Raw genomic sequence first — 12,668 nt, 5'->3', positions numbered from 1 at the left:
GGATCCCCGAGCCCGTACCGGTTCGCCCCACACCGACATTCTCCTCCCCTTATGGTCGGATTGCTGGACGGCGGCGGACCGGGCGGGCGGGGCGGGGTGGTCGATGGCGAATGACGGCAGCACCGAGGCGGAGACGTCTGCGCAGGAGGCGGAACGGCCAGCGTTCCTGGAACTCTTCTTCGACCTGGTCTACGTCTTCGCGCTGCTCTCGCTCGCCGACAAGTTGGTGAACCGGATGACCTGGGCGGGGGCCGGTCAGGTCCTGGTGCTGCTGCTGGCGTTCACGCTGATCTGGGTGCTGACCGCCTGGACGGGCAGCACGGCCGACCTGAGCCGACCGATGGCCCAGCCGCAGGTGATCTGGGCGATGGCCGGCAGCCTGCTGTTGGCGGCCGCGGTGCCCGACGCGTACGGCAGCCGTGGTCTGCTGTTCGCGATCACCTACGTGCTGATCCACCTCGGGTCGATCCTCTACAACCTGAGCACGGGTGCGCCCGGCCCGGAGCTGACAGACTCCCGTCGCTGGGTCCTGCTCTGGGAGGGCGTCGCCGGGATGGGCTGGATCGTCGGCGGTCTGCTCACCGGTACGGCCCGAGGGGTGCTCTGGGCGGTGGCGGTCGGAATCGAGTACACCGGTGTCGTGCTCGGCTGGCCCGGCCTCACGTCGCGTAGCCGCCACCACCGCAGAAGGCACCTGGCCGGGGAGCGGCTCTCCGAGCGCTACCGGAGGTTCGTCATCATCGCGCTCGGAACATCGATCTTCGTGGCCGGCGCCTCCTTCAGCGAGCCGAGGACGCAACGCATCGACCAGGCATGGTCGCTCGTGGTCGTATTCCTGATCACGGTGCTGCTGTGGCGGATCTACATCTACCGCGCCGGCGAGCTGATGACCGTCGCGATCGCCCGGTCGGACGACCCCTCCCGGCTGAGCCAGTTCACCGCGGTCGCCCACCTGATCATGGTGGCCGGCATCGTCGGTACGGCCGCCGCCGGGCAGTTCGTCATCGAACACCCCTTCGAGGAGACCCCGTTGCCCTGGGCGGTGTCCATCCTCGGCGGGTCGGCCCTGTTCCTGGTCGGCCGGGGACTGCTCGACTACATCGTGTTCCGCCGGGTGTCCCGGTCCCGGCCGGCCGGCCTGGTCCTGCTCGGCGCGGTGACGCCCGTGGTCCACCTGTTGTCGATGATCGAGACGGCCCTGACGGTCATGTTCATCCTGCACCTGATCGCGGTGGCGAACCTCGTCACCAATCGGGCCCACCGCCGGTCCCCGACGCCGCCGGCACTGGGCTGATCCACCGGGCCAGCGTCTCGCCGAGCAGGGTCAGCAGCAGGACCAGGTTCGCCACGATCATGATGACGAGCGGTGGCAGGAGCGGCATCGCCGGCCCGACGGCGCCGAGTACGACTATCGCGATCGCACGGGACCAGAGGATCCCGCCGGTCACCACGAAGTCGAAGAGGCAGCCGCCGAGCAGGTACAGCGCGGGGCCTCCCAGGATCACGACGATCCAACTCGTGGGCGACTCGCCGAACGGGCGGCCGATGACGAGGATGGCGCCGGCCGAGATGACCACGACCCCCGCCACCATGACCAGATGGGTGTACGAGGTGGAGGTGCCGGACCGGACCCGCTCCACCAGGGCGACGTTGCGCGGCGCCATCAGTTGCCGGACGCGGTGGAAGTACATCTGGAACAGCAGCACCGCGCTGGCGAACGCCACCGCGCAGGCCGCCACCCGACCAGCCTGGTAGCCGCTGGACGAGAGCTGGATGCCGATGCTCAGGATCAGTTCTCCGAGCGCGATGATGAAGATCTCCCGGTGCCGTTCGGCGAGGTGGGTGCCGGTGAAGATCTGGCTGGCCAGTTCCGTCCGCCCGAGCCTCGGCGTCGGCCAGCCGATCCGGGCCGAGCCGAGATCCAGCGCCACCGCGACGGCCCAGAGCACCAGCCGGGCCGTACCGTCGACGAGCACTCCGGCCACCCAGAGCGGGCCGGTGACGCCGAACCAGAAGAAGACCCGGATGCTCCGGGCCTGGATTGCCGGGTTCACCCGGGTGCCGGGGATCAGCACCGCGTCTCGCACGATGTGGATGCCGAAGTAGCCGATGACGAAGATCCATCCCTGCTCGCCGAAGGCGCGCGGCGTGCTGACCGCCATGACCAGGGTGCCGAACATGACCAGCAGGACCGTGGCCTGGATGATCGGCAACTGCGGGTTGAACAGGTCGGTCAGCCACGCGGTCAGCACCCAGACCCACCACACGGCGAGCAGCACCACCGCCATCCGTGCGGCGATGACCGGGCTGGGGTTGGCGGCCAGGGCTCCCGCGATCCGGGAGAGGATGAAGATGTAGACCAGGTCGAAGAAGAGTTCCAGGAACGTCGGGTACTTGGGCTCGTCACCCTTGCGGAGGATCCGGGGTAGCGGACTCGACGTCACGGCGTACGCCTCCTAGGCACGCCGGACCGGATGAGGAGGCGCTGGCACCCTGGCTGTCTTGATATCACCTCCGAACATACAAAACCCGGAGTGATCAGACAGCCGAACGGCTAGCCGGGCTGGCAGGTCGGGCACCAGTACAGGTTGCGGCCGACCAGTTCGTCCTGACGGATAGACGTACCGCAGACGTGGCAGGGCTGGCCGGCGCGGCGGTAGACGTACACCTCGCCGCCGTGCCGGTCGACCCGGGGTGGGCGGCCCATCGCCTCCGGCAGGTGCCGGTCGTGCACGGTGTCGATCCGGCCGGTGCCCACCGCCGTACGCATCAGCGCAACGAGGTCGATCCAGAGCGCCGTCCAGCCGGTACGGGTCAACTGCCGGCCCGGCGTACGCGGATGTGTCCCGGCCCGGAACAGCGCCTCCGTCACGAAGATCAACCCGGTGCCGGCCACGATCGTCTGGTCCAGCAGCAGCGCGGCGAGTGGTGTCGGGCTGCGCCCGATCCGCGCGTACGCCGGGTCCGGGTCGGCGTCGGCTCGCAGCGGGTCGGCGCCGAGCCGGTGTCGCAGCGCGTCGACCTCGGGCGGGGTGAGCAGTTCGCAGGCGGTCGGACCACGTAGTTCCAGCCAGTGCCGGTCGCTGCGCAGCCGCAGCCGGACCTGGCCCACCGGTGCCGGGGGCTCACCGTCGCCGTCGGCGAACTTGCCGTAGAGCCCCAGATGCACGTGCAGGCTGACGCCGTTGGCGTAGTGGTGCAGCAGGTGCTTGCCGTACGCCTCGGTCTCGTCGAGCACGGTGCCGGAGAGCAGGGCGGCGCCCTCGGCGAACCGGCCCTGAGGGCTGTCGACCAGCACCTTGTCGCCCGCGAAGAGCGCCCGGTGGCGGGCCGCGAGCCGGTGGATGGTGTGTCCCTCGGGCATGACCGACAAGCCTAGACGCCCACCGTCTCACCCGCCCCGGCCCCCGTCGCCGGGTCCGTGTCGGGCGAGGCCAGTGTCCCCCCGGCCATGGCGGAGGCGCGAGGGGACACTGGGGTCCGGGGACATTGACTGTACGTCCGTCCAGTCCACTGTCGACTCGACCCTACGAGCCTGATCATCAGCTAGTCAACAACCGTTTGCAAGTCGACGCCTCAGCCGGGCGCGCGCAACCGCTCCACATCACGGAAACCGTTGGCGGGTAACGGGAGCGGGCCCGGCTCCCCTAGCTGGTAGATCGCGTACAGCCGGCTGCGGACCTCCGCCAGCGGATAGGTGTCCTCGTACACGGCGAGCTTGTAGATCGCGCCTTCGAGCAGGCTGCGCAGGAGCACCTCCTCGACCGCCGGGTCGGCCGCGCCGCGAGCAGCGAAGATCCCCCGCAGTCGGTCCTCGAATGCCCGTACGGCGACGTCCCGCGACCGCTCCACCCGCGCGAAGACCTCGCGGGTGCCGGGCTGCAGCATCAGGCAGAGCATCAGCCGCTGGGTGTCGAGGTTGCCCCGGGCGCCGTACACCGCCCGGTCGATCACCGTGGCGAGCAGCTCGTCGGGCGACGCCTCCGGACCCTGGTCGTCCAGCATCCCGAGGGTGGCGTCCAGCCAGCGGCCGAGCACTGCCTCCAGCAGGTCGCGTTTCGAGGCGAAATAGTAGGAGATCAACCCTCGGGACACCGCCGCACGCTCGGTGATCTGCGAGATGGTCGCGCCCTCGTACCCGTGCGCGGCGAATACCTCCAACGCCGCGCCGATGATCCGCTCCTGGGACCGATGACGCATCTGGACGTTCACCCGGGGGGAACGAGGGGACACCGGTGACCTCCAGTTGGGAGCGCGCAACAACATAGGCATCATTGCGTACCCCGCGGTAACGGCTGCTCGGCGGTGCTCCGGTGCCGTGAACTCGTCGTAGTATCCGGCCCGCCCGCCACCCGCGACAGGTACGTACGGTCAAAGCCGACGCGCGCCAGAGCGCGTACCCGGCCGTCTCGACCCCGCGCGGAAACCCGACGTAGCCCTTTGCCGATCCGATCGGGCAGGATGCGTTCATGCCAGTGATCGAAGGCGCACAGAACGTACGCGAGATCGACGTGATCGCGGTCCACCTCGACCGCGACAGGCACTGGGGCGGGTGGGACGAGGTTCCCGGCGACATCATCGGCACCTGGGACGACGAACGGGTCAACGAGGTGCTCGGGCTCGTGGCGACCCTGCCCGAGTCGGAGCGGATGCGTTGTTTCCTCCCCGCGTACGGGATCCGCCTGCGTCGGGGGCGGACCGTGCTGGCCGAGGTGGCGTTCTGCTTCCAGTGCCACAACGCGCTGCTGCTCTCCCCGGCCGTGGCGGACACCGAGATGTTCACCTTCGACCCCGACAGCAAGCCCGCGCAGGAACTGCTCCGCCGGTTCCAGGCCCTGAAGCCACCGACCGGCGCCGGAGCCTGACCGCCCGGCGATGCCCTTCCTCGGCCCTCGGCCCTCGGCGCTCCGCGGCAGCGTCCGGAACCCGGCCGGGTCAGGCCAGCAACGCCGACGCCCTGGCCAGATAGTCGTTGACCTGCGAACGGTCGTAACCGCGCAGGCCCACCGAGAAGGAGACCTGCCGGATCTCGTCCCGGGCCAGGGCCCGCTGCACCTCGCTGTCCGATTCGAGGGCCGCCCGCACCCGCCGCACCACCGCGTCCACCTGGCCGACGTCGTACCCGCGCATGGCCCTGACGAAAAGCGGATCATTCGACATCCGGCCAGTGTGCAACCCGGGCGCAAGCGGCCGCGCAACGGCGACCTTCCGGCCTGGGTAGAGTCGGCCGGTGCTCGAATCCCCGTGTCCCTGCCTGATCTGCACCGACGCTCCCGCCGCCGGGGACGGGCGGATCCTCGGCACGATCCGCGAGCACGGCTGGTCGGCGCTGCGGATCGGCGGCGGTGCGGTCGAGTTCGCGTACACGGTCGGGCTGTGGCACACGTTCCGCCGGCCCGAGATCGTGATGTTCGGCCTCGACGGCGAGAGCATGCAGCACTGGCTCAACGCCTGCGTGGCGCTCGGGCGGGACCGGGGCTGGCCCGAGCCGGGCGAGCCGTTCGAGGGCGTGCTGGAGGGCTTCGCCACCCAGTTGCGGCCGGTCGACGACTCGTGGCGGGACGCGCTGTTCGGCACCGCACACCGCTTCTACGGCGGCGTCGCGGTGCCCGTACAGCAGTTGGTCTGGCCGGACCGGGACGGACGGTGGCCGTGGGACGACCGGGCCACGGCGAGCAGCCGCAACCGGCAGGCGTTCACCTGGCTTCCCGTCGCCGAGCACCCGGCCGGTGCGTGGCGGCTGGTCGGCGAGTTGGAGCCGGATTTTCCCTTCCCGGTCGGACCGGACGCGTGGGCGTTGACCACCAGGGCGGTGCTGGACGGCGTACGGCCGGTCGCCCGGATCAGCCTGGACGACGGCGCCTACGACGTGCTGGACGGGCGCGGCTACGACGCCGACGACCTCTGCCTGGCTTTCCTCGGCGACCTGGTGATCGCGTACCCGGATCTGGCGATGTGCGCCGATCTCGGCGAGGGGCAGGTGGCGATCACCGGCGACGACCGGGTCTGGATCCGGGCCCAGCTCGCCGAGCACGAGCGCCGGGAGAGCACCCGCGTCTGGGAGTCCGCCAAGCCCCGGTAGTGGCCGGCCCGCCACCAGCTCGGCGGAGCCAGGGGATGTCGCCAGGTCGTCAAGGAGATCTCCGGAACCGGTCAGGGGGCGGTGCCGCAGCTCAGAGTGGTTGTGCCGGCTACCCGGAAGGGTCAGACGGTGGTCGGGCGTTCGGTGCGAGGAAGCTTCGCGACCACCACCTCGTAGGAGGCGTCGATCGCCTCGAACAGCTCGTCGCAGGGGATCGCGCCGCCGATCCGCAGGCTGTTCCACCCGTACCGCCCGATGTACGGCATGACGGCCGCGTCGTTCGGGTAGCGCAGCAGCCATTCGTCGGCGATTTCCCGGTTGGGGCCGCACTTCACCCCGACTGTCGACCGCGACCTCCCGCCGAGGAACGCGAAGATCTTGGGGCCGACCTTCGCCACCACGTCGGTCTCCCACGGCTCGTCCCGCCACGCGCCCGGCTTGGCCAGGCAGTAGTCGAGCACGTCATCCCACTTCACCCGGAACCCCACTGTCATCCGTACCCCCTTCCGGCGACCAGGCTCTACCCCTGGTACGACATTACGTGCGCGCAGAACCCGTTCGACCGGCGTCTACGTTGGTGCGACGATCGCCGGATGCCGGTAACCCGTGGTGATCTCTTGCGTTGGCAGTTCGACCTGACCTGGTCGCTGCTCGATTACCACCTGGAAAGGTTGGAGCCGGCGGACTTCCTCTGGGTGCCCGCCACGCACTGCTGGACGGTCCGACCGACCGCCGACGGCGGCTGGGTGCCGGACTGGGCGGACTCCGAGCCCGACCCGATCCCGGTGCCGACGATCGCCTGGCTCACCTGGCACATCGGCTGGTGGTGGACCACCGCCATCGAGCACGCCCGAGGACTTACCCCACCCGAGCGCACCGAGGTCCGCTGGCCCGGTGCCGGCGAGGCGACGGTCACGTGGTTGCGCGATCTCCGTACGCAGTGGTTGGCCGTACTCGACGGGCTCACCGAGACCGACCTGGACCACACCGCCCCGTTCCCCTGGCAGCACGATTCCCAGCACACCCTCGCCCACACCCTCACCTGGCTGAACGCGGAACTGATGAAAAACGCCGCCGAGATCGGCCAACTCCGCCTCCTCCGCGCCGCCACCCCTGGTTGATCTTGCAGTTGTGGCGCCCAATTCATTCCTCTTACCACCTTTGTCAGCAGCCAGAACTGCAAGATCGACGCGGGCGAACGGCCGAACGACCGGCGCCATATGATCCACTCCATGACGTCCGCGCTGGTGCTGATCGACTTGATGCCACGAATCGTCGCGCTGCCCGTGGCGCCGCACTCCGGCGAAGAGGTGCTGGCCCGCTGCCGCCGGCTGGCCGACGTGTTCCGGGCGAACGGCAAGCCGGTGGCACTCGTACGGGTCGAGCGCCCGAACGTGGCCGCACAGCCGCCGGGCAGCGAATTTGTCGACGGGCTGGTCCAGGACGGCGACATCGTGGTGGTCAAGCGCACCATCGGGGCGTTCCACAACACCGACCTCGACGCACAGTTGCGCAGCCGCGGCGTGGACACGTTGGTGTTCGGCGGGCTGGTCACCACCATGGGCGTGGAGTCCAGCGCCCGGGCGGCCAGCGACCACGGCTACGAGGTGGAGTTCGTCGCCGACGCGATGGCCGCCCTCGACGCCGACGAGCACAACTTCACCGTCGAAAAGATCTTCCCCCGGTTCGGCAAGGTACAGAACACCGACGCCTACAACTGATCACCGGCCGGGTCGCCCGTCGAGCCGTGGATTGTGTCCGCTGTCCGACTGCAAGCGGCGGCCACAACGGGCCATCGACCGATGTGGCATGCGTCTGACCTGGACAAACGTCTGTCGCGAGGTACCGTCTAGGTAAGGCACAGGGGTCGACAGGGAGACCCCCGACATCAGCCGGACGAAGCCTCATTCTCACTGCGGCACGCACCACGACTCCTGGTCCCAAACGACCGACCACCGAACGGCACCGGCTCGCCGGGCACGCTTCGCGATGGCGGTCTCCACGGTCGACGCCAGCAGCCGAGGTACATCGATCAGCACGACGGTGACATCGGCCGGCACGCAGCGACGTGCCGGCCCATGCGTTCATCGGCCTGTTAGGAGAAGTCATGTCCGTACTACCGAACTCGTTGACCTACTGGCCGGGCCCCGCCAACACCGGCGTCCCCGCTGGCACTCCACTCACGTACTCGGGCCCGCTGGATCTGACCGTGGACGGTCAGATCGTCTCGAACCTGGACATCACCGGGCCGGTGAACGTCTACGCGAACGATGTCGTGATCCGCCGATCGAGGATCACCTGCACGGGACGGCCGGCGATTCGAACCTTCGGCTCGGCTACGAACCTCCTGGTCGAGGACGTCGAGATCGACGGCCAGGGACAGGGCGGGGGCACCGCGTACGGCGACAACTACACCCTCCGTCGGGTCGACATCCACGACGTGGTCGACGGGCCCCGGCTCGGATCCCAGACCACCGTGATCGACTCCTGGGTCCATGACCTGGCAAAACTCCCGGGCTCCCACAACGACACCCTGGCGACCACCGGGGCGTCCGGAATTCTCGTACGTCACAACCGCTTGGACGCCTACCGGGACAGCAGCGACGACGCCATGAACGCCTGTCTGGCCCTCAGTTCCACGAGTGGGCCGGTGAGAGACCTGCTCTTCGAAGACAACTACTGCAACGGCGGGAATTACACCATCGGCATGCCCCCCGACCTGGACGCGGCGGACGTCGTGTTCCGCGGGAACAGCTTCGGCCGCAACTACGTCTTCGGCGTGATCGCGCGACCCGACCACCGCGGGCTGACCTGGGAGCGGAGCAACGTGTGGATCGACACCGGCCAGGCGGTGTTCGAGTAGCACGGGTCGGTGACCCGGCCCGGTCGAGCGGGTCAGGATTGGCGGATTGCCTCACCGGCGATTTCGATCCGTACGGTCTTGCCGACCAGGACTCCACCACTTTCGAGGGCCACGTTCCAGAGCAGACCGTAGTCCTCACGGTTGATTTCCGCGGTCGCGCTGAAGCCGAAGATGTCCTGCCCGTACGGATCACGACGAGCACCACCGAACTCCACCTGGAGATCGACGGCGCGGGTGATTCCCTTGACCGTCAACTCACCGCTGAGCCCGAACCGTCCAGGCGTGTTCGCGGACTGCTGCGGCACGTTCTGGGTCCTACCTCGCTGGCCCAGCCGGTGGTTTCGCAAACGTGCCCATTGGAAAATCGGGTCTTCGTTGCCCTGCCATTTGATGCCCGTACTCCGATATTCGAGCGTCGGGTAGCGCTCCACGTCGAGAAAATCCGCGCTGCTCAGATGCGTGTCCCGGTCGACACTGCCGGTGGTGATGCTCGCCGCCCGGATGGTCGCCGTCACCGAGGAGGTCAGCGGGTCGTCGCCCACGAAAATCTGCGCGGTCGCCTCGCTGAACTCACCGCGTACGGGGCTCACCATCATGTGTCGGGCCAGGAAACCGATCCGCTTGTGCGCCTGATCGAGTAGATAGGTGCCGGCTACCGGGATGGTCATGCCGTCCCAGGTACGTGTGGCGAAATCGGTCATCGTGTTGCCTTTCCCCCCGGACGGTGCCCGAGTGTTTACCAGTGTGCTGCTGGAGCGCGCGGAGTCTGGGCAGCAGTCGGCTGCCCGTACTCCTCGCCCAGCATAGGGACGCTCTGGGGCCGCTCCCTGACCTCCACCGTACGGTGGATCTTGACTGACCGCTCGCCGACGAGATGGGTGCGTACGGTGATGATCTTGTACGGCATTTCGGTCATTCCCCCACCGAAATCGACGCTTCCGGGGAGTGATTCCGCCCATAATTCGATAAGACTCGATCGGGACACGACACAGGGCACGACAGAAGATCCCCGTGACAACGCTCACCATTCACCGAATAACCCCGCCCCCCCTCCCGACCCCCTCCCGGTCCCCCCCGGCCCAAACCCCCGGCCGCGTCCGCTGTGGCGGATTGCTACCCCTGGAGGGGTAGTGGAACGCCGCAGCGTCGACGGCACTCGTCCGGCTTCGGCGCTGGCGGCAGCTCGGGCACAGCTCGGGGGCTCAGGTGGTCGCGGGCGCGTGGTGGGCGGGCAGGAGCGAGTCCCAGACCCCGACGCCGACCACGACCAGGGTGGCGAGCAGGGACAGGACCAGCGGCGGGACCACCAGACCCACCGGCACCAGCGCCGCCAGTACGGCGAACGCGACCAGCCGGGGTATCGACACCCCACCGAAGACGGAGTGTTTGAACAACGCGTGGCCGGCCAGGAAGAGGGCCGGGCCGCCCAGCACGGTGACGATCGTGGCCCACCCGGAATGGCCGTCCGGGTGGGCGATCACCAACTCGTCACCGACCGCCGCGACGATGATGCCGGCGACCATCGGCAACTGGAAGTAGGTGTACGCGGACCGGCCGATGCGGCCCGGATCCTCGGATTGGCCGATCACCGCGCTGGCCGCCTCGGCACTGCGGTCGAAATAGAGCCACCAGAGTGCCACGCTGCCGAGGAACGACACGACAAAGGCGAACAGCTGCGGTGCCTCGGCCGGTCGGTCGCCGAAGACCGTACCGGTGATCAGAATGGATTCGCCGAGCGCGATCAAGATGAACAGTTGGCCGCGTTCGGCGAGGTGCCGGCCGTTGATGGGCCAGTCGGCCGGGGTGGATCTGCCCAGCCAGGGAATGTAGAAGCCGGCAGCGGCGCCACTGTATTCGATCACCACGGCAATGGCCCAGAACATGAGTCGCACCGAGCCGTGAGAGAGACCGCCCGCCACCCAGAGCGCGCTGGACACCGACTTCCACAACAGCAGTCGCTGGAAATTCAGCCGCAGTCCGAGCCGCTGGCTTTTCTGTTCCGGCGATTCGTTCGTACCCGCGCGGCCGAGCGTGAGTACGACAAAGACGTTCCGCCCCACCTGGATCGCCGCGTACGCCGAGGCGACCCAGATGCCCCGCTCTCCGTACGCCTCCGGCACCGACGCCGAGATGATCAGGCTGAGCAGCATCAGGACAACCAGCATCAGCCGTACGCCGATCTGGTTGGGGTCGAACCAGTTGGTCACCCAGGAGGTGTCCACCCAGGCGAACCAGAGCGCGAGCAACAACAGCAGGGTCTGCAATGCCCCGAGCGGGGTCAGGTGGGTGATGAGCAGGTGGGTCAACTGCGTGACCCCGAGTACGTAGATCAGGTCGAAGAACAACTCCACGAACGTGACCTGCCCACGCCCCGCCGAGCCCCGCAGAACCCGCACGCTGTCCCCAACATCCGCCACCACCCCCCACCCCCCCAACCCCACCCCCCAACCCCACCCACCCTCCCCCACCCACCCCTCCTCACCCTCCAATTTGGTGCGTTGATCATGAAGTTAGCGACGAATTCACGCCGGAAAATGGTCGCTAACTTCATGATCAACGGGACGGGGGCGGAACGGGGGTGGGGGTGGGTGGGGTTGGGGGGGTGGGGGTTGGGGTAATTCGGGGGGCGTAGACCGCGTGGGTGCCGGGCTGACAGGTTTGGGTAGCCGCGCTACGACCAGGAGGTGTGTTGTGGTCAGAATTCCTTCGCTCTCGCGGCGCGCGGAAAAGGCACCCGAACCGGTGACCGTGCCGACGCGGGACGAGAACGGCGACGGTCGGATCGACGAACGCGACGCCGTACCGGTGGTCCGGAACGCGGATACCGCGCCGCTCGGCACCGATCGACCGACGGATCGGGCCGTCGCGCACAGCGACGCCGTACTGCCGGCGAGCGAGCGGGCGCGTACCGGTGAGGTGACGCCGCCGAGTGAGCGGGCGACGTACCGCAGCTCGTCCGCCGGGGCGGCGACCGCGCCGGTGCTCGACCGCCCGCGTACCGACGACACCACGGTCGACGGACGCCCGGTCGGCGACCCCACCCGGACCGACGACCGCCCGGTCCGCGGCGGCCGCCCGGTCCGCGACAACCTCGACCGGACCGACACCAGCCTCGACCGGACCGGGACCAGGACCGACGACAAGATCGACGACGGTACGACGACCGGCACCGAACGGACCGACCGCGACGCGCCCGTGGTGGTGCCCGCCGGGCCCCGCCCGCGCGCCAGCCTGCTCGCCACCCTCAGCCTGGTCCTCGGCGTCGCCGGCACCCTCTTCGTGCTCACCGGCACCCTCGCCGGGTACGGCATCGCGGTCGGCGCCGTCGGCGCGCTGCTCGGCGTCGCCGGCATCTCGGCCACCAGCCGGCGGCACGTGGCCGGCAAGTCCGACGCACTGCTCGGCCTGGGGCTCGGCCTCACCGCGGTGGTCATCGGCATCCTCGCGATGACCGGCCAGTTCACCTGGCCGACCACCGACGGCGACTGGGTGCTGCGCTTCCGGGAGTGGCTTGACGCACAGTTTGTGGACCGGTTCTAGGGGGCACATATGACCGCGGAGCGGTGGTTCACCGCTCCGGCCTGGCTCACCGGCGGTGGTTCACCGCCAGGGCTCCATCGGTGACGGGGGCGGCGATCCGCCGCCCCCGCAGCGATGTGTCGACCACCCGCATCCGGGCCACCTCGGGCGACGGCGATCACAAGACGCAACGAATCGTCGCTT

General features: G+C 68.9%; 14 protein-coding genes. 7 read left to right on the top strand and 7 right to left on the bottom strand.

Translation table 11 applies throughout. The annotated features are described in order from the left end of the window. The first annotated feature begins 103 nt into the window (after nt 1-103). Nucleotides 104-1,294 (top strand): low temperature requirement protein A, encoded by a 1,191-nt coding sequence (locus AB0J90_RS07555; RefSeq protein ID WP_363593218.1) that lies wholly within the window; start codon nt 104-106, stop codon nt 1,292-1,294. On the opposite strand, the gene AB0J90_RS07550 is transcribed toward AB0J90_RS07555, so the two are convergent. From AB0J90_RS07550 to AB0J90_RS07540, 3 genes are all read right to left on the bottom strand, one after another. Then, nucleotides 1,245-2,444 carry a low temperature requirement protein A gene (locus AB0J90_RS07550; RefSeq protein WP_363593216.1) on the bottom strand — a complete coding sequence of 400 codons (1,200 nt, stop codon included), beginning with the start codon at nt 2,442-2,444 and terminating at the stop codon, nt 1,245-1,247. The genes AB0J90_RS07555 and AB0J90_RS07550 overlap by 50 nt on opposite strands. A 110-nt stretch (nt 2,445-2,554) precedes the next feature. Beyond that, nucleotides 2,555-3,364, bottom strand: a complete 810-nt coding sequence (locus AB0J90_RS07545) for a DNA-formamidopyrimidine glycosylase family protein (RefSeq protein WP_363593214.1) — start codon at nt 3,362-3,364, stop codon at nt 2,555-2,557. A gap of 212 nt (nt 3,365-3,576) precedes the next feature. Beyond that, nucleotides 3,577-4,200 (bottom strand): helix-turn-helix domain-containing protein, encoded by a 624-nt coding sequence (locus AB0J90_RS07540; RefSeq protein ID WP_363593212.1) that lies wholly within the window; start codon nt 4,198-4,200, stop codon nt 3,577-3,579. Nucleotides 4,201-4,469: 269 nt separating this feature from the next. Between AB0J90_RS07540 and AB0J90_RS07535 the strand changes: the two genes are divergently transcribed. Further along, the gene (locus tag AB0J90_RS07535) at nt 4,470-4,865 is read left to right on the top strand and encodes a hypothetical protein (RefSeq protein ID WP_363593210.1); all 396 of its coding nucleotides are present in this window, start codon (nt 4,470-4,472) and stop codon (nt 4,863-4,865) included. A 70-nt stretch (nt 4,866-4,935) separates the two neighbouring features. Here AB0J90_RS07535 and AB0J90_RS07530 read toward each other — a convergent pair whose 3' ends face one another. Beyond that, on the bottom strand, nt 4,936-5,160 hold the full coding sequence (locus AB0J90_RS07530; RefSeq protein WP_363593208.1) for a DivIVA domain-containing protein: 225 nt from the start codon (nt 5,158-5,160) through the stop codon (nt 4,936-4,938). A gap of 70 nt (nt 5,161-5,230) precedes the next feature. Between AB0J90_RS07530 and AB0J90_RS07525 the strand changes: the two genes are divergently transcribed. Continuing rightward, nucleotides 5,231-6,082, top strand: a complete 852-nt coding sequence (locus tag AB0J90_RS07525) for a DUF4262 domain-containing protein (protein ID WP_363593206.1) — start codon at nt 5,231-5,233, stop codon at nt 6,080-6,082. A gap of 122 nt (nt 6,083-6,204) precedes the next feature. Here the strand turns inward: AB0J90_RS07525 and AB0J90_RS07520 are convergent, their stop codons facing one another. After that, nucleotides 6,205-6,576, bottom strand: coding sequence for an MmcQ/YjbR family DNA-binding protein (locus AB0J90_RS07520; protein WP_363593204.1), 372 nt, complete (start codon nt 6,574-6,576; stop codon nt 6,205-6,207). 99 nt (nt 6,577-6,675) lie between these two features. On the opposite strand from AB0J90_RS07520, the gene AB0J90_RS07515 reads away from it, so the two are divergent. The 3 genes from AB0J90_RS07515 (at nt 6,676) to AB0J90_RS07505 (ending at nt 8,945) form a co-directional block, all read left to right on the top strand. Continuing rightward, complete coding sequence (locus AB0J90_RS07515; protein ID WP_363593202.1) at nt 6,676-7,203, top strand: DinB family protein; 528 nt, start codon at nt 6,676-6,678, stop codon at nt 7,201-7,203. A gap of 111 nt (nt 7,204-7,314) precedes the next feature. After that, nucleotides 7,315-7,803 carry an isochorismatase family protein gene (locus AB0J90_RS07510; protein ID WP_363593200.1) on the top strand — a complete coding sequence of 163 codons (489 nt, stop codon included), beginning with the start codon at nt 7,315-7,317 and terminating at the stop codon, nt 7,801-7,803. A 386-nt stretch (nt 7,804-8,189) separates the two neighbouring features. Then, entirely contained in the window at nt 8,190-8,945 is a 756-nt protein-coding gene (locus AB0J90_RS07505) for a hypothetical protein (RefSeq protein WP_363593198.1), read from the top strand. A gap of 32 nt (nt 8,946-8,977) precedes the next feature. Here AB0J90_RS07505 and AB0J90_RS07500 read toward each other — a convergent pair whose 3' ends face one another. Beyond that, on the bottom strand, nt 8,978-9,646 hold the full coding sequence (locus tag AB0J90_RS07500; RefSeq protein WP_363593196.1) for a YceI family protein: 669 nt from the start codon (nt 9,644-9,646) through the stop codon (nt 8,978-8,980). A 501-nt stretch (nt 9,647-10,147) separates the two neighbouring features. Next, nucleotides 10,148-11,341, bottom strand: a complete 1,194-nt coding sequence (locus tag AB0J90_RS07495; RefSeq protein WP_363593194.1) for a low temperature requirement protein A — start codon at nt 11,339-11,341, stop codon at nt 10,148-10,150. Nucleotides 11,342-11,636: 295 nt separating this feature from the next. Here AB0J90_RS07495 and AB0J90_RS07490 point away from each other — a divergent pair, with 295 nt between their 5' ends. Further along, on the top strand, nt 11,637-12,485 hold the full coding sequence (locus tag AB0J90_RS07490; protein ID WP_363593192.1) for a thrombospondin: 849 nt from the start codon (nt 11,637-11,639) through the stop codon (nt 12,483-12,485). The last annotated feature ends 183 nt before the right edge of the window (nt 12,486-12,668 follow it).

Origin of the sequence: Micromonospora sp. NPDC049523 (assembly GCF_040676775.1) — a bacterium.
Taxonomy (GTDB): domain Bacteria; phylum Actinomycetota; class Actinomycetes; order Mycobacteriales; family Micromonosporaceae; genus Micromonospora_G.
Note: the sequence above shows the minus strand (reverse complement) of the source record. Positions and strands in the feature narration are given on the sequence as shown.